At 40.3% G+C, this 16,114-nt stretch carries 12 protein-coding genes and 1 tRNA gene; 6 read left to right on the top strand and 7 right to left on the bottom strand.

Going from position 1 to position 16,114, the window contains the following annotated elements; translation table 11 throughout:
* Nucleotide 1 precedes the first annotated feature (1 nt).
* From kdpB to IT6_RS06590, 3 genes are read left to right on the top strand one after another with little or no spacing between them, the layout of a single operon-like run.
* Nucleotides 2-2,047 carry a potassium-transporting ATPase subunit KdpB gene (kdpB, locus tag IT6_RS06600; RefSeq protein WP_206825670.1) on the top strand — a complete coding sequence of 682 codons (2,046 nt, stop codon included), beginning with the start codon at nucleotides 2-4 and terminating at the stop codon, nucleotides 2,045-2,047.
* Nucleotides 2,048-2,066: 19 nt separating this feature from the next.
* Nucleotides 2,067-2,642, top strand: a complete 576-nt coding sequence (gene kdpC / locus IT6_RS06595) for a K(+)-transporting ATPase subunit C (protein ID WP_242524134.1) — start codon at nucleotides 2,067-2,069, stop codon at nucleotides 2,640-2,642.
* 11 nt (nucleotides 2,643-2,653) lie between these two features.
* Complete coding sequence (locus IT6_RS06590; RefSeq protein ID WP_134439778.1) at nucleotides 2,654-3,229, top strand: pyridoxamine 5'-phosphate oxidase family protein; 576 nt, start codon at nucleotides 2,654-2,656, stop codon at nucleotides 3,227-3,229.
* Here the strand turns inward: IT6_RS06590 and IT6_RS06585 are convergent.
* The 4 genes from IT6_RS06585 to nusG form a co-directional block, all read right to left on the bottom strand.
* Complete coding sequence (locus IT6_RS06585; protein WP_242524133.1) at nucleotides 3,205-5,700, bottom strand: LptA/OstA family protein; 2,496 nt, start codon at nucleotides 5,698-5,700, stop codon at nucleotides 3,205-3,207. The genes IT6_RS06590 and IT6_RS06585 overlap by 25 nt on opposite strands.
* A gap of 79 nt (nucleotides 5,701-5,779) precedes the next feature.
* The gene (locus IT6_RS06580) at nucleotides 5,780-7,009 is read right to left on the bottom strand and encodes a DegT/DnrJ/EryC1/StrS family aminotransferase (protein WP_242524132.1); all 1,230 of its coding nucleotides are present in this window, start codon (nucleotides 7,007-7,009) and stop codon (nucleotides 5,780-5,782) included.
* Nucleotides 7,010-7,049: 40 nt separating this feature from the next.
* Nucleotides 7,050-7,943 (bottom strand): sugar nucleotide-binding protein, encoded by an 894-nt coding sequence (locus tag IT6_RS06575; protein ID WP_206825666.1) that lies wholly within the window; start codon nucleotides 7,941-7,943, stop codon nucleotides 7,050-7,052.
* A gap of 103 nt (nucleotides 7,944-8,046) precedes the next feature.
* The gene (gene nusG / locus IT6_RS06570) at nucleotides 8,047-8,604 is read right to left on the bottom strand and encodes a transcription termination/antitermination protein NusG (protein WP_206825663.1); all 558 of its coding nucleotides are present in this window, start codon (nucleotides 8,602-8,604) and stop codon (nucleotides 8,047-8,049) included.
* Nucleotides 8,605-8,733: 129 nt separating this feature from the next.
* On the opposite strand from nusG, the gene ychF reads away from it, so the two are divergent.
* The gene (ychF, locus tag IT6_RS06565) at nucleotides 8,734-9,834 is read left to right on the top strand and encodes a redox-regulated ATPase YchF (protein ID WP_206825661.1); all 1,101 of its coding nucleotides are present in this window, start codon (nucleotides 8,734-8,736) and stop codon (nucleotides 9,832-9,834) included.
* Between the two features lie 4 nt (nucleotides 9,835-9,838).
* Here ychF and mutL read toward each other — a convergent pair whose 3' ends face one another.
* Nucleotides 9,839-11,626, bottom strand: a complete 1,788-nt coding sequence (mutL, locus tag IT6_RS06560; RefSeq protein ID WP_134439774.1) for a DNA mismatch repair endonuclease MutL — start codon at nucleotides 11,624-11,626, stop codon at nucleotides 9,839-9,841.
* A gap of 89 nt (nucleotides 11,627-11,715) precedes the next feature.
* On the opposite strand from mutL, the gene IT6_RS06555 reads away from it, so the two are divergent.
* Complete coding sequence (locus tag IT6_RS06555; RefSeq protein WP_166792836.1) at nucleotides 11,716-12,312, top strand: CAP domain-containing protein; 597 nt, start codon at nucleotides 11,716-11,718, stop codon at nucleotides 12,310-12,312.
* Here the strand turns inward: IT6_RS06555 and IT6_RS06550 are convergent.
* Nucleotides 12,257-13,129: a ParB/RepB/Spo0J family partition protein gene (locus IT6_RS06550; RefSeq protein WP_134439772.1), complete on the bottom strand. Its 873-nt coding sequence runs from the start codon at nucleotides 13,127-13,129 to the stop codon at nucleotides 12,257-12,259. The genes IT6_RS06555 and IT6_RS06550 overlap by 56 nt on opposite strands.
* A 141-nt stretch (nucleotides 13,130-13,270) precedes the next feature.
* On the opposite strand from IT6_RS06550, the gene IT6_RS06545 reads away from it, so the two are divergent.
* Nucleotides 13,271-13,342 (top strand) — tRNA-Val (locus IT6_RS06545).
* A 31-nt stretch (nucleotides 13,343-13,373) separates the two neighbouring features.
* Here IT6_RS06545 and IT6_RS06540 read toward each other — a convergent pair.
* The gene (locus tag IT6_RS06540) at nucleotides 13,374-16,094 is read right to left on the bottom strand and encodes a bifunctional acetate--CoA ligase family protein/GNAT family N-acetyltransferase (RefSeq protein ID WP_206825660.1); all 2,721 of its coding nucleotides are present in this window, start codon (nucleotides 16,092-16,094) and stop codon (nucleotides 13,374-13,376) included.
* Nucleotides 16,095-16,114: the final 20 nt, after the last annotated feature.

The raw sequence follows: 16,114 nt of genomic DNA, 5'->3' as shown, positions 1-16,114 counted from the left end.
GATGAAAACTTTAAAAACTCCTTCTTTCTGGAATTATTCTCTTATCATTTCAGCTATTAAAGAAGCTTTCCTTAAACTCAATCCTCTTACTCTTTGGAAAAATCCAGTCATTTTCGTGACTGAAATTGGCGCAATAGTCACAACAATAGAAATAGGCCATTCTTCTGAACCCTTGCCTTTTACCATACAGATCTGTCTGTGGTTATGGTTTACCGTTTTTTTTGCCAATTTTGCCGAGGCCATCGCTGAAAGCCGGGGGAAAGCCCAAGCAGAGAGCTTAAAATTAAGCAGAACCATTACCGTAGCAAAAAAACTTGTTCAAGGAAAAGAAGAAATTGTCAATGCCAGAGCATTAAAAAAAGGTGATCTGGTAGTCTGCGTTGCGGGTGATACCATCCCCTCAGATGGTGAGGTCATTGAAGGGGCAGCTACAGTCGACGAATCAGCCATTACCGGAGAGTCTGCTCCCGTTATCCGAGAAAGTGGAGGAGACAGAAGTGCTGTGACTGGGGGTACAAGAGTCATCAGCGATAGGATTGTTATAAGGATTACGGCCGAGCCAGGCAACACTTTTTTAGACAGGATGATCGACATGGTTGAAGGAGCAAAAAGACAGAAAACACCAAATGAAATTGCCTTAACTATACTCTTAGCTTCCTTAACCTTCATATTCTTGTTGGTTGTGGTCACACTTGTGCCCTTATTAAAATACTCCCAAGCTCCCGTATCGATTCCAATCTTATCGAGTCTAACCGTTTGCCTGATCCCAACTACTATTGGTGGCCTTCTGAGCGCCATCGGCATAGCTGGGATCGACAGGCTTGTCCAACATAATGTCATAGCTACAAGTGGGCGAGCGGTTGAAGCGGCTGGTGATATAGATGTTCTTCTTCTTGATAAAACGGGCACAATTACCCTTGGAAACCGAATGGCCACCGAATTTATACCCGCACCAGGCATAGATCACTTTAGACTTGTCGATGCCGCACAGCTGGCAAGCCTTGCCGATGAAACTCCTGAAGGAAGATCTATTGTTATCTTGGCTAAAGAAAAATATGGATTGAGAGGAAGAGAAGTGCTCGACAATCGAGCAAAATTTATCCCTTTCTCCGCAAAAACCCGAATGAGTGGCGTCGATTTTTATTCAGCTGACGGTTCCTGCTGTGAAAGGAAAATACGTAAAGGAGCCATGGATGCCATAGAAAATTACTTGAAAGAAATAGGTGGATCTTTTCCTCAACCTGTAAAAGAAATTGTTGCCAGTGTGGCCAAAACCGGTGGTACTCCCTTGGTTGTTGTAGAGGGCCAGGAGGTTCTTGGGGTCATTCAACTTAAAGATATCGTTAAAGGGGGAATCCAGGAACGTTTTGCAAGACTGAGAAAAATGGGAATAAAGACTATCATGATTACAGGAGACAACCCTCTTACCGCAGCAGCTATAGCCGCAGAAGCGGGCGTTGATGATTTTATGGCCCAGGTTACTCCTGAACAAAAGCTTAAAAGGATTAGACAAGAACAGGCGCTTGGGCATCTCGTTGCGATGGCAGGGGATGGAACAAATGATGCTCCTGCTTTAGCTCAAGCCGATGTAGGAGTAGCCATGAATACGGGAACGCAAGCGGCAAGAGAAGCTGGAAACATGGTCGATCTTGACAGTAATCCGACAAAGCTGATCGAAATCGTTGAAATCGGCAAACAACTTCTTATTACTCGCGGTGCTTTGACCACATTTAGCATAGCTAATGATGTGGCCAAGTATTTTGCTATCATACCAGCCATGCTGATGTCTACCTTTCCCGAAATCGCTCCCCTGAATATCATGCAACTGCGGACTCCTGAAAGTGCGATTCTCAGTGCAGTCATTTTCAATGCCATCGTCATCGTTTTGCTTATTCCGATCGCCTTAAAAGGGGTCAAATTAAAAACGACTTCTGCCGAAACCTTATTGATTAAAAACATCTTTATTTATGGAATAGGGGGGATTGTGGCCCCGTTCCTTGGCATTAAAGTCATAGACGAACTCTTATTTTTCCTGCATCTTGTTTAATCCTTCAGCCATGAAAATCATGTCTTCGTTGATCCTCTCTTTAAAAATCACTTTTCTATTAACCCTCATTTTAGGTGGCCTTTATCCTTTGATGATTTATATCATTGGAAAAATTCTTTTCCCTTACCAATCTGAAGGGAGTTTAATCAAAGATCCAAGCGGAAAAATAGTGGGATCGGCTCTAATTGGTCAAAAATTCGAATCTCCCTGGTATTTTCATTCACGTCCTTCAGCTTCAGATTATGATGGGTTAAATTCCGGGGGTTCAAACCTTGCCCCTTCTTCCTTAACACTGCTGCAAACGGTTAAAGAAAGAATACAAAGGTACAGAAAAGAAAACAGTTTGTCCACTACAACCCTTGTTCCATCCGATGCGGTCTTTGCATCAGCCAGTGGCTTAGATCCCCACATTAGCCTTGCAAATGCTCTCCTTCAAGTTCCTCGAATATCCCATGAAAGGAAAGCGGACATAAAAACAATTGAACAACTCGTTTTCAAATATACTCAAGGTCCCATCGCCGGGGTATTCGGTGAACGGGTGGTTAACGTGCTCTTACTAAATCTTGAACTCGACAAGTTGTATCCAAGAAGATAGGCTTTTAAACCATGGGGAAAAAATACAGAGAAATTACTCCAGAACTTAAAGATTTTATTGAACAGCAAAAAATATTTTTTGTTGCCACAGCAACAGCTACAAGTCGAATTAATATCTCACCTAAAGGCTTAGATACTTTACGCATTTTAGGTCCACAAAGGCTCATTTGGCTTAATCTTACAGGAAGTGGTAACGAAACGGCTGCGCATCTTAAAGTTGACGGACGAATAACCCTTATGTTTTGTTCATTTGAAGGAGATCCTCTTATATTAAGGCTTTACGGAAAAGGCACGACTATACATCCCTGGGAAAAAAAGTGGGAAGAGCTCATTAAGCTTTTCCCTTCTCTTCCAGGATCAAGACAGCTCATAGAAATGATTGTTGATCTCGTATCGACTTCCTGTGGATTTGGTGTTCCTTTGTTTCAATTCAAAGCAGATAGAGAACATCTCATTCGTTGGGCAAACAAAAAGGGAGAAAAGGGTATTCAGCAATACTGGCAGCAAAAAAATGCAGTCAGTATTGATGGTATCTCTACAGAATTTTCTATCCCCAAAGATCCTCACATTCCACTTCCCCAACCATAATCCACCTTAAGAGAAGGGAATGCTTTCAAGGTCAAAGCGACATAATACATTTGGATAGAGGGGCTACCAGGAAACATGATGTTTTGAAAATTAAAAGAAAGGACCCAATCCTGGAGATCTCTATAAATGGTAAAGTTTTCAAAAGGAATATAACTTCCTGTACCTTGGTAGGTCAACATGCCCATCACCTGCCAATCCTTATTTATCCTCCAGAAATCGGATACAAAAACGGTGTTTTGCTGCCCAATAAAGGCCTGTGAATAGGCACTGAGTATCGATCCATTCAAACTGGGGACCCCATTGATAACAGCAGGAAACGCAGCGGTAAGCGGTATGGGAAGAAAGCTGATAGGCACTTGAACATTATTTAAATAGGAATATCCCAGCATAACATCATTAGATCGATGAAACTGATAAGCAATGGAGGTAGTCCAGTTTGTATATCCTAAATCACAGGTCGGCAAAGCGATATCAGAATGCAAGCTTAACCAGGGTACAGGATTAATATCTACTACCCCATAGACCTCATCGACTGTATCACTCATGGGAATGAGAAGCTGATTGTATTTTCTATCCCAATTTGCGTCAACAAAGGCCGTAAATTCGATAAGATTATAAGTACTTCCATTTCTTTTGGTTTGAATCCTTTGTTTTATTCCCGCCCTTAGATAAGTCATCCCAAATAGCGAGTCGATCGATGGATAATTCATAAGATTGATCACAGGGGGGGTAATCGTGGGCATAAAGTTATCAAATCCTAAAACTTGGTAAGGATTATCATAGGGATTAGGAATATACTGAAAATTCATAAAAGGCTGAACGACATGTCTTATCCCATGAATCCCCAAGGAAGATAGCTCGACATTCTCCCAAACATGCGAAAGCTTAAACGAACTTTCAAGTCCAGCAACAAAAAGGGCTCTACTAAAATCCAATCGGCTAGCGGTGGGGACAGCACTCAGTACATTTTGGTCGCTCCAATATGTGCCTTCAAATCCTATACGAGGAGTGACCGATAACCAATGGAAATATTCTTTAGGATAGCTCAGTTCTTGGTAGGTATCCCACCTGTAGCCCCCATAATTGCTTAGATAGTAGGGAGGAGGCAAGGAAAGGAGCTGGGCTGGAGTCAAGGTTTGAGTACGAGCTAAAGGGAAAACAAAACGGTTGAGAGGTTGCCAGGGATAAAAAAGGCCAAAGATATTGCCAGGAGTAAAATTGAGATTTGAAAATTGCTCTTCAAAATTAACCACGCTGTAGCGGGATTGATAAGCAATAGGGGTATTGAAAATACGGGTACGGTTAGTCAAAATGGAAAGTTCAGGCAGCCTGTTTATAGAATTGAAAAAAGGCATTAAATTATCCCTTACCAAAAGATCGGCAGTAAAATTCGGATTATAATAATTGAGCCAAGCCACATTGTCCGGTTGCCGGTTATACATGTAAGTATTCCAAAGAAAATCCTCCATTATGTAAGGATCAGTCCAATAATTGATATCTGTAGAAAGAGTAAATTCTTGAGTTAAAGGCATTTTCAGAGCCAGATTAACCATTCCTCGGTTGGGACCAACGTCAAATCGAGGAAGAGAGGTTGGATTAAGCTGGTAATCCAAGTCATTGGCATAATACATTCTCAAAAAACCGGTACCTCCCTCACTAGGAATAAATTTTAGAATTGCCCCCCCTGCCGCACCTCTCAAGGATCTGTAGTCAAGTTGAAAAGTAGCTGCCGCTTTTTCACTAAACTTATAGTTATAAGTAAAGGTTACAAACCATCCCCAGTAAGACCTTTCTCCTGGAATCACATTGTAAGTACTTTCTTCACTATTTAAAGGTTGACTAATAACAGGAAGCCAAAGAATTGGAATCTTGCCCATGTATACGGTAACATTCTTCATGACAATCTTGTCATTGGCATAAATATCGATCGTTTTAGCTTTAGTTTGAAAATAAGGATTTTCCCTATTCTCAACAGTAAACATTCCATTTTCTATATGATAATGATCTTCTTCAGGGGTGGTTAAAGTTTGACCGGAGGATAAAAGAGGAGTATCAAAAAGGGACCAATTTTGAGCCGTAATCGCCTTAGTATCCAAGTTATACACGATATGAGATGCTCTAAAGACTCGTTTTTCTGTGTAAACTCGGGCATTACCATCAGCTATGACTTCTCGTTTTTGAGCATCATAGCTTATCTGATCGGCATAGATATCCGTCTCTCCATAATGGGCCACCGCATTACCCCTAGCTACAGCGATATTGCCAACGAAATGAGTTTCTTCGGCAGTAATTTCTATGGGCATTTGTCCCGGAGGAACATTTTGTTCTTCAGTTACTTCATCGTCTTGGGCTGAAAGCTCAATAGAAAAAACAAAAAAAGAGAATATCAGAAAAACAATAATAAATAGCCCTTTTAGGAAATTGCAGCCCCTGGATTCCTTTTGATTAAAGAGAAGATCGGCCAAATACATATGGGCAATAGATATAAAAGTAAAAAATAAAATGAAGTTGTTTACAAGCTAATATTTCATTGACAAACAAAAAGCTTCTCTAGGGTAAGCTTTTATAAGGATGGCCAAAAAACTGACAAATAACCTTAACAACCCTTTCGATCTCCTCCTCTGTCAGTCCAGGGAAAATAGGGAGGGCCATAACTTCCTGAGAAAGCTTTTCAGCAATGGGGAAATCACCCTTTTGATAACCCAAGGAAGAAAAACAAGGTTGTAGATGCAAAGGCATGGGATAATAGATCTCGGTCTGGATACCCCGATCTTTAAGATAATCCCTAAGCTTATCTCTTTCTTTTTTTATTCTAATTACATATTGATTAAAGGTATGCCTTCCTCTAACCGATCGAGGAAGATAGATAGGATAATAGTTATCTTTGTCCCAATGGCTTAGTCCCTCATATTTTTTAGTCTGGCATAAGCAAGGATCAGGGCATAGTATAGCGATACCCGAAGAAAGGAAAGCTTGTTCATAAAGCAGAGCGTTTTTTATTCTTTGTTCGATCAGTTTATCAACAGCATTTAATCGAACGTGAAGGAAAGCCGCTTGCATTTCATCCATGCGAAAGTTCCCTCCAATTAATTCATGGATATATTTCTGCCTAAACGACCCATGTACCCTTAAAGCTTTTAATTTATAAGCGATTTCATCTGAAGCTGTCACAACAAGTCCCGCTTCACCGAGGGCGGCTAAATTTTTTGTTGGGAAAAACGAAAAACAACCCACATCCCCAAGAACACCCGCTTTTTTGTCCCCTAGCGATGCTCCAAAAGCCTGTGCACTGTCTTCAATAATAAAAATATCCTTTTTTTGTTGAATTGCCTTAAAGCCATCCATATCCGCACATTGTCCAAAAAGATGAACTGGAACTATTCCTCGAGTTTCTGAATCGATTCTGGATTGAGCTTCAAAAGGAGGGAGTTGAAAACAACCTGGACAACTATCAGCAAAAACGGGTCTAGCTCCAATCCGTGCAATGGAACCTGCAGTAGCAAAAAAGGTAAATGTAGGACATATTACTTTTTCAGCTGGTTTTATTCCCAAAGCTAAGAAAGAAAGTAAAAGGGCATCACTTCCAGAAGAAACTCCGATACAATGTCTTATATTCAGATAAGCTGAAAGCGATTGTTCAAAGCTTGCTACCTCCTGGCTAAGAATGTATCGTCCACTTTCAAGGACTCGGTTAAACGCTTCTTGTAAGTTTTTTTTTTCAAAATCTAAAACCCTTTTCAAATCCATAAAGGGAACGGCTAATAGCTTTTTTTCTTCCACTTTGTATCCTCCAGGAAATATCCTTATGAGATCTGTTCCTTCAAGATTGCCATCGCTTGAGATCTTCTTCTATAGCTTCTTCGACATGCCTAATATGAATACCCTTGCTCAGTAACTTTGTGTTATCCAGGACACAGTTTGACCGGGGAGCCTTAACATGCTTTAAAAACTCTTCTTCGTTACCAAAAAAAAGAAACTTTTTTCCCTTCTCCTTCAGTTGAGCTCCAAGGGGAGAACCAAGAATTTTTTCTACAATCTGTCTTGTCGTGATCGATCCAGTGTTGGTTATATGATAAATACCGTATGGCAATCTTTTCTCCCAACATTCGAAAGCAGCTCTAACAAATTCCTCAACTTCCGAGAGTGAATTGCGTGCATCAAGAAGACGTTGATAAAAGAGCAGTTTTGAAATGTAATTCTTAGGATGGTCTTGCCAGTGAAAAGGCATTCTCAATCTCCATATGTAACAACGACTAGCTGTCAACATTTCCTCTCCCAGTGCCTTACATCCGCTATAGAAACTAGAGTTTGAGGTTCTAAAAGAAAAATTGGGAGGGTCGTTTTCTTGAAACCCTATTATTGAGCCATCAAGCCCTGTTCCCTTATCCCCTTGGTATACACAGCCCGATGACACATGACCAAAGGCAATATTTTTTTGACTACAAATTTTTGCAAGAATTCCAGGAATAACAACATTGCCTAAAAGGCAATCTAACTTGTTGTCTTCGCAAGCATCGACATTGGGCTTTCCTGTATAACCGACAGCATTGATGATAAAATCAACGGAAAGCCGATCGAAAAAATCTAAAAGTTGTCGTTCATTAAGCAGGTCTATTTCCTTGTGGGAAGGTGCAACAAAATCAATGTTTTTTGATTGAAGCAGTTTTTTAAAAAATCCTCCGACATATCCCGTTGATCCAAACAAAACAATCATTATTTTTCTGTATAACAATCTCTATGCCCTTTCAAGTGCATTGTACGCCATTATCAAGACAACAGAAAAAAGCCTTATTAGATCTATAGCCCTGGTAAAAGATTTAGTGATCTGAAGGCCCTAAATCCTTCTTGAAAAGGGTCAAGTCATTGAGCTCAATTTCTTTTATCCCGATTTCTGTTTGGACAGTTCTTCCCAACCATTCAAGAAGCACTCTGACTCGCTCTTTTGCTGGAACATATCCCTGCACAATACCCGGAAAACCTTGAAAAGGACCCTTAGCGATAGTAATCGTTGAACCAACTTCAATCCTTTTCTGAACTGTCTTGATTCCCTCAGCCCCAAAATGCATTTTTAACTCATGGATAAAACACTCGGGAATGATGGGATAATTGAAACCAAAATGAACGACTGTTTTTATCCCTTTTGTAGAACGAACCAAAATAAGCTTGGAGTAAAGATTAAATTTAGCAAAAAGATAGCCCGGAAACAAGGGTTCCAATACCCTAGAAACCTTTCCACCCCTTGTTTTACTATAACAGAGTTGAGGAAAATAGATTTCAATATTTTCTTTTTTTAAATTTTCCACCGCAATTTTTTCTTTTTTGGGATGTATAGAAAGACAGTACCACAAAGATTCCTCAGACCATCTTTTCTCCATGGTAATTTTCAAAATTTAAGTTATAATATAGAATGTTTTCTGTTTATTCGATAATGGATTTAAAAAGTTCTCTAACTTTCTAAAAATAACTTCACCTAGATTTTAATTCATTGATAACCAAACTACAATATGTTACAAGCAGGCCTTGTCGGATTACCTAATGTGGGTAAAAGCACTCTTTTTAATGCCCTTACAAAGAGCAAAAAAGCTGAAGCCGCCAATTATCCTTTTTGTACAATTAACCCTAATGTTGGCATTGTTACAGTTGCGGATAATAGGCTTGAAGAACTGGCTCAGCTTTCAAAATCAGCAAATATCATTGCCGCTGCAATTAAGGTTGTTGATATTGCAGGACTTGTAAAAGGAGCAAGTCAGGGAGAAGGTTTAGGCAATCAATTCTTGAGTCATATTCGGGAAGTCGATGCGATTCTTTTGATGCTTCGCTGTTTTGGGGGTAGCGAAATTCATCATGTCTCAGGAAACATAGATCCAGTAGAGGATCTTGACATTATCCTTACTGAGCTTTCGCTTGCTGATTATGCAAGCGTAGAAAAACAGCTGGAGAAAGCCAAAAAAGGGAGTCTTTCCAAGGGGAAGGTACTTTGCGATCTTTCTCTTCTGGAAAAACTATCCTTTTTTCTGGCTCAAGGAACACCTGTCTTTTCTATAGGTTTAAAGGCTGAAGAGTTGAGCCAAATAAAAAGTCTTTGCCTGTTGACAGCTAAGCCTGTTCTATTAGTTTGCAATGTTCATGAAACCGAACTTCAGCTGGGAGAAAACAATCCATTTGTAAAGAAGGTTATCGATTATGTGGGAAAAAATCCCTTCTATGAATATGTCATTCTTTCTGCTCAACTTGAAGCAGAACTCAACGAACTTGAAATCCAAGAAAAAAAAGAATACCTGGCTTCTTTAGGCCTCACGGATTCCGGATGTGATAATCTTATACAGAGGGTATACAAGCTGTTGGGATTAAGAACATTTTTTACAACAGGGCCCAAAGAAACCCGTGCATGGACGATACGTGCAGGTGATACGGCATCTAAGGCAGCTGGGGTCATTCATTCTGATTTTGAAAGAGGTTTCATTGCTGCTGAATGTCTTTACTATGAAGATTTTATTAAGTATGGCTCTTTTGCTAAAGCTAGGGAAGCGGGAAAGATAAGGATTGAAGGCAGGGATTATATCGTGGGTGATGGAGAAATTATCGAGTTTCGTTTTAATGTTTAAACCTTTATAGAAGTTGTCCCTTCATTGCACAGCCTGAGGGACCAGATCGTCCAAAACGGCTTTCAATTTCTTTGTAGTTGATTTTTATCCAAGTTGGTCTTCCATGAGGACAGGTGTTGGGAAATTGACAAGAAAAAAGGCTTTTAACTAACTCTTCTTGTTCTTCTTTAGTCAATGGATCTCCCGATTTTATGGCTTGTCGACACACAGCTAGGGCAATGTCTCTATGCCAAAAAAAACGGGCCGTTTTATTTTGCCTGTCTGTTTCCACTAACTCTGCGATAACTTCTCGAAAAAACTGTTCATAGTCGGTTCTTTTTATTCCACTAGGGATGGATTCCAAAAGAAAAGTACAAAGCCCGAAGGGACGGATCTCAAAACCAAGCTTCTCAAACCAGCTAAGACAATTTGATAGCACCTCAGCCTCAGCTGAAGAAAGCTTTAAAAGACAGGGGGCAAGTAACTTTTGTGACTGTTTTTTAAAAGATTCAAACTCCAAAAGCATTTTTTCAAACAATACCCTTTCGTGTGCGGCATGCTGGTCAATCAATATAATCCCATCAATGGTTTCGATAGCAATGTAAAGGGAGCAAAAAAGACCGATAACCTTGTATTCAACACTGTTTTCTTTCCCTTGGTTATCTTCAATAGCCCTGGCATGAAAGCGGTGTTCCCTATCAAAGAGCTTTTCGTTCTCGGCTTTCGCCGTTATACAAGGATGTAATTGAGTAAAGCCTTTTGAATTCTCTGGGAGCATTTTTTCATCGATTTGTTCTTCAACAACCTGATTCGAAAAGAGCTTAGCTGTGGAAAGTTTTTCTAAAATAGCTTTGTATACAAAATCTCTAAAAGCATATTCCCTTTTAAAACGGACCTCCTTTTTTGTGGGATGCACGTTGATGTCGATCTCATCGGGATTGACTTCTACATAAAGAGCACAAAGAGGATAGAGTCCTTTCATTAAAGAGTTGCGATAAGCATCGATTACTCCCAGATAAAAACTTCTTGATTCTATTGCCCTTTTATTAACAAAAAAGAACATATCTTCTCGAGAAGGTCTTCCTACACCAGGTTTACTCACAGCCCCATAAATCCTAAATCCTTCCCCTTCCTTATCAATCCAGCAAAGTTCTTTTGCCCATTCCTCTCCTAAAACAGAACTGATTCTTGTCCAAAGATCTTCGCCTTTTTCCCATTGTCCTTTACCTCCTGGGCTATGGCTGTATCGAATGCCAATCTCAGGATGAGAGAGAGCTGCTAAAATAAGCTGCCTTTGAAGATGCAAAAGCTCGGTTTGAGGAGATTTCAAAAACTTGAGCCGAGGAGGCAAATTATAAAAAAGAGAACTAGCCGTAACTGAAGTTCCTGCTAATCCAGCAGTTTGCTCCACCCGAACAATTTTCCCCCCATGGACTTCAATAATCACTCCTTCTGGACTATCTTTTTCTTGGGTAGCTAACGTAAATTTGGTGACTGATGCAATGGCCGGAAGTGCTTCTCCACGAAATCCATAAGTCATAAGATTTGAGAAGTCATTCAAACTGTAAAGCTTGCTTGTTGCATGCCTTTCTAACGAGAGAAAAGCATCTTCTTTGTTCATTCCACACCCATCATCCTTGACCTTGATCCAGGATATACCTCCAGAACGAGTTTCAACATCGATTTGGGTTGCCCCAGCATCTATTGAATTTTCTAAGAGTTCTTTTAAAATCGAAGCGGGTCTTTCGATGATTTCCCCCGCAGCGATTTGATTCACTACATCTTCTGCCAAGATGTGAATTTTTCTTCCCATCTTTTACCCATTTTTTCTTTTCTACAAATTTTAATGCATTTTCTGGTCTTGTGATGACCCTCAATTTCCCTCATCATAGTTACTGCTCTATGAATGAAAAGAAAACACGATTTAGGACGGTAAGCTATAAAATATTTTGGTCTATTTTTCTTTTTCCTTTTTGTGTATGTGGACAAATGACCTCGGAAAATAGTCCTTCTTCATCCTTTAATTTGGAAGAATTTAGGCATAAAACCCTCCTTCTCATTAACCAATTCCGCCAGGAGCATAACCTCCATTCCCTGGCTTCTAATCCTGCTCTTGATAAAATCAGCCAACAGTGGGCAGAACATATCGCTCAGGAAAAAAAACTTGTGCATCGTTCCTTGAGCTCTTTAAAAGAAATTGTCCAAGAGGAAGGATGGGGTTCAATCAATGAAAACCTTCATTATTCAACCGAAGGTCTCGATCCAGAGGAAACGGTCAGGGCATGGCAAAAAAGTCCTGGTCATAGAAAAAATTTACTGGATGAAAGCATTCAAATAGCAGGCATAGGCGCAGCAGAAAATGGAAGGACCGGTTACGTCGTTTTTAACGGAGCATCAGTTATAAGTAGAGAAAATTCTTCTTCAGCTCGATTGCCTCTTTTTTTTAAAAAGTTATTCCAAGGAAAGAAAGAACCCGCTGAAGATCCTGAAGAGAATTGAAAGCAATCTCAATTTTTCCTGAATTTTTATCTCCTCTGATTTTCACTTTTGAACCTAATTTTGAACAGAGCTCTGTTTCAATAGTTTTAAATGGAACTGATTGATTCTCTTTGACTTGGTCATGTTTTTTTCTTCTGCTCTCATAGCTACCAACAAATTGCTCAGTTTTCCTTACCGACCAGCCTTCTTTAACTATTTTTTGAGCGATTTTCTCCTGCAGCTTTTGATCAACAATACCGAGTAAAACTTTTCCATGACCTTGACTGAGAATACCCTTTTCAATAAGCTCTTGTACAGGTTGCGAAAGGCTCAATAGCCTTAGAGAATTAGCTACCGTTACTCTATTTTTCCCAAGCCTGTGGGCTACAGCTTCCTGGGTCAACCCAAATTTTTCGATCATCAGGGCATAACCTCTGGCCTCTTCAATGGGGTTAAGATCGCTCCGCTGAAGGTTTTCTACCAAAGCCAGCTCTATGAGATCGCTGTCAGAAACTTTTCTTACAATCGCAGGGATAACTTCAAGTCCAGCTTTTCTTGCCGATCTCCATCTTCTTTCTCCAGCGATCAACTCAAAACAATCTTCTTTGAGTTGCCTGACAATTATAGGTTGGAGTACGCCTTTTTCCTTTATGGATTGAACCAACTCCTCCAATTCTTCTTCATGGATCTCTTTTCTAGGTTGATAAGGATTAGGGAGGATACTTTGCAGCTTTAACATGCTTATTTTTTCTCCTAATTCTTCGCTAGGCTGAGATGAAAAGAGAGATTTAGGATTAATCAAATCACTAAGACCTTTTCCAAGGCTTCTTTTAGACATACTCTTTTTTTGTTACTACTATGTTGACTTCAACAAAAGAGAAATCAAAAAGAATTTTCTTTAGTGAAAAAGACAATTCTTTTGAAAGACAAACTTTAATCTACTACAATGAGTTAAATATTTATTTTTTCTCCAGCCATAGCGCGGTTAGCTTAGTGGGAGAGCGCTCGCTTCACACGCGAGAGGTCACAGGTTCAATCCCTGTACCGCGCAGGCCAGTTAGTCCTTGGTTTTTCACAAGCAATCATAGTTCTTTTCTCAAATCCAGCTCTGCAATATATTCATGGGCAGATTCATCGAAATATAAACTAAAGCCTTCTTTATCGGCGATCTTTTTCATCGATTCATTCAAAGGCAGCATTCTGCCAATAATCCAAGATAATTTTTCTTTTCTTCCTATTTCCTTGAGTTTGCGAACAAGAAGAGTCCCAAGACCCTTATTTTGCCAACGGTCTTGTATAATCAGAGCAAATTCAGCCCCTTCAAACCCATGATATTTTCCTAGCCTGCCTACCCCAATTATTTCAGCCGGCTGATCTGCTGAAAGAACCTGGACGACTAGCACAATTTCAATGCTGTAATCCGAAAAGCATATTCGAGAAAGTCTTTGGTGATCAATTCGTTCTTCTAAAGATAGATTTTGAAAATAACGATAATAAACAGACTCCTGGGAAAGACCTTTATGAAATTCCCTCATGAGAGGTTCGTCTTCCGGTTTGATGGGCCGAATCAAGACTTTGGTTCCGTCTAGAAGGATCTCCTTCCAGATATATTCCAGGGGATAGGGCCTAATAGAGGCAGAAGGAATAGAGTTGTCCTCCAGAGAAAAAGGATGAAGAATTATCCTTGCATCCAAAGCTATAACCTTCTCTCCATGAACAAACAGGGGATTAACATCGATTTCTTTTATCCTTCGCTCGTTTACCAGCAACTCACTGAAGCGCACCAAGGTCTGATTGAGTTTTTGTCTATCTATGGGGGGTACTCCTCGAAAACCATCCAAAGCCTTGGCTATTTTGGTCTGTCCGATAAGAATCGAAGAAAGAACCGTTGTAAGAGGAGGCAAAGCAAGAGCTCTATCTTTATAAATTTCTACAAATACACCCCCTGAGCCAAATAGCATAACTGGACCAAATTGGGGATCTACACTTCCCCCTAAAATCAACTCTATCCCTTTTTCGGTTATCATTTTTTGAATCGTTATTCCCCCAAATGCATGTTCTGAAAACCGCTTTATGGTGTTCTGTCTAATCTTTTCAAACGCTCTCTTTAGGGAATCCTTATCCGATATTCCAAGGATTACTCCTCCAATATCACTTTTATGGGTAACCTGAGTCGAATTGAGTTTGGCGACGACCGGATAGCCAATTTCTTCTGCAATCGAAATGGCTTCTTCCGAATCTTTAGCCAAAAAGGTCTCATTCACATCAATGCCATAAAAACGCAGAATCTTTTTAGATTCATACTCGGTTAAAAGGGTTAGATTCTTTTCTTTTGCTTGATAAATAATAGCTGAGGAGTTTTCTTTAGCTTTAATCAGTTCATCAGTCTCTCCCACAGGCATGGGAGTCTCGTAGAGCGCTGAGAAGCTTTTTCTATGAAGCCAACCAAAAGAAAAAGCCTCTGCAGCTTCTTCAGGGAACTCAAACGTAGGTATTGCTTCTTTTTCAAGTATGACCCTTCCTTTATGAACAGACTCTCCCCCCATCCAACAGCATAGAATAGGCTTAGGGTAGTTCTTAGCAAAAAGAACAACTTGCTTAGCCGTCTCTTCAGGATCGGTCATGGCCTGCTTGGTAAGGATAACCAGAATGCCATCTGTATTTTTTTCCTTAGATAAAATGTCCAAAGCCCTATGATAACGCTGGGCATCAGCATCCCCTATAATATCAACCGGATTCCCATGACTCCAAGCCTGAGGAAGAAATTCATTTAAATTTTGAATAGTCGTTTCTGAAAGATTGGCTAGTTCGCCTCCAGTGATTACTAACCTGTCCGTCGCAAGCACACCCGCCCCCCCTGCATTGGTTAAAATGACCAGTCGAGGGCCCGCTGGAAGAGGTCTTTGACTAAAAAAAGAAGCCAAGGAAAAAAACTCAGAAAAAGAAGCTACTCTCAAAACACCTGTCCTCAAAAATGCCGCATCTAAGACCTCGTCACTTCCCGTCATCGATCCTGTATGAGACAACGCTGCTCGACTGCCTTCTTTTGATCTACCGGCTTTCAAGACTAAAATGGGCTTCTGAAAGTTAACCTGCCTTGCTGCGGAAAGAAAAGAGGAAGGATCGCCTATAGACTCCATGTAAATAAGGATTACTCGGGTCAGGGAATCCTCAGCGAGGAAAAAAAGGATATCCCCCCAATCCACATCAGCCATAGATCCAAGTGAAACAAAAGCACTAAAACCGATATTTTTGCTAAAACTCCAATCTAAAACAGCGGCCCCAAGTGCTCCACTCTGACTTAAAAAAGCAATATGACCCGCTTTGGGCATTCCCGTTAAAAAAGTGCCATTAAACCGAGCATGAGGTAAAATAAGGCCGATGCAGTTAGGACCAATTAACCTTAATCCTCCCTGTTTGGCTATTGCCACTACTTTTTCTTCCAATATCCTTCCAGATTCTCCAATTTCCTTGAAACCAGCTGATAACACCACTGCCCCTTTAACCGAGGCACGAACACAATCTTCTATGACGGCTGGGACCGTTGAGGCAGGAGTCGCTATAATAGCTAAATCGACAGATTCTGGTAAGCTCTCAATATTGGGGTAAGATTTTCTACCAAAGATTTCACTATGATAGGGATTAACAGGATAAAAAACACCCCCCCATTTGATCAAATTCTCCATTACAGCTCTTCCTACGCTTGCAGGTTTTTCCGATGCTCCCACAAGGGCAACACGCTGGGGAGGAAGAAAATTTCTTAACCCATAAGTTCCCCTAACAAGCTTAGAACTTAATCTCATCAGCAGAAGTATTGTTGGAC

The organism is Methylacidiphilum caldifontis (assembly GCF_017310505.1).
In the GTDB taxonomy this organism is placed as follows: Bacteria; Verrucomicrobiota; Verrucomicrobiia; order Methylacidiphilales; family Methylacidiphilaceae; genus Methylacidiphilum; species Methylacidiphilum caldifontis.
This window is presented reverse-complemented; position numbering and strand designations above follow the sequence as displayed.

Bases quoted from the DNA above. Each gene is read 5' to 3' on its own strand.
- kdpB (WP_206825670.1), top strand. From the start codon at position 2: ATGAAAACTTTAAAAACTCCTTCTTTCTGGAATTATTCTCTTATCATT.
- kdpC (WP_242524134.1), top strand. From the start codon at position 2,067: ATGTCTTCGTTGATCCTCTCTTTAAAAATCACTTTTCTATTAACCCTC.
- IT6_RS06590 (WP_134439778.1), top strand. From the start codon at position 2,654: ATGGGGAAAAAATACAGAGAAATTACTCCAGAACTTAAAGATTTTATT.
- IT6_RS06585 (WP_242524133.1), bottom strand. From the start codon at position 5,700: ATGTATTTGGCCGATCTTCTCTTTAATCAAAAGGAATCCAGGGGCTGC.
- IT6_RS06575 (WP_206825666.1), bottom strand. From the start codon at position 7,943: ATGATTGTTTTGTTTGGATCAACGGGATATGTCGGAGGATTTTTTAAA.
- nusG (WP_206825663.1), bottom strand. From the start codon at position 8,604: ATGGAGAAAAGATGGTCTGAGGAATCTTTGTGGTACTGTCTTTCTATA.
- ychF (WP_206825661.1), top strand. From the start codon at position 8,734: ATGTTACAAGCAGGCCTTGTCGGATTACCTAATGTGGGTAAAAGCACT.
- mutL (WP_134439774.1), bottom strand. From the start codon at position 11,626: ATGGGAAGAAAAATTCACATCTTGGCAGAAGATGTAGTGAATCAAATC.
- IT6_RS06555 (WP_166792836.1), top strand. From the start codon at position 11,716: ATGAATGAAAAGAAAACACGATTTAGGACGGTAAGCTATAAAATATTT.
- IT6_RS06550 (WP_134439772.1), bottom strand. From the start codon at position 13,129: ATGTCTAAAAGAAGCCTTGGAAAAGGTCTTAGTGATTTGATTAATCCT.
- IT6_RS06540 (WP_206825660.1), bottom strand. From the start codon at position 16,094: ATGAGATTAAGTTCTAAGCTTGTTAGGGGAACTTATGGGTTAAGAAAT.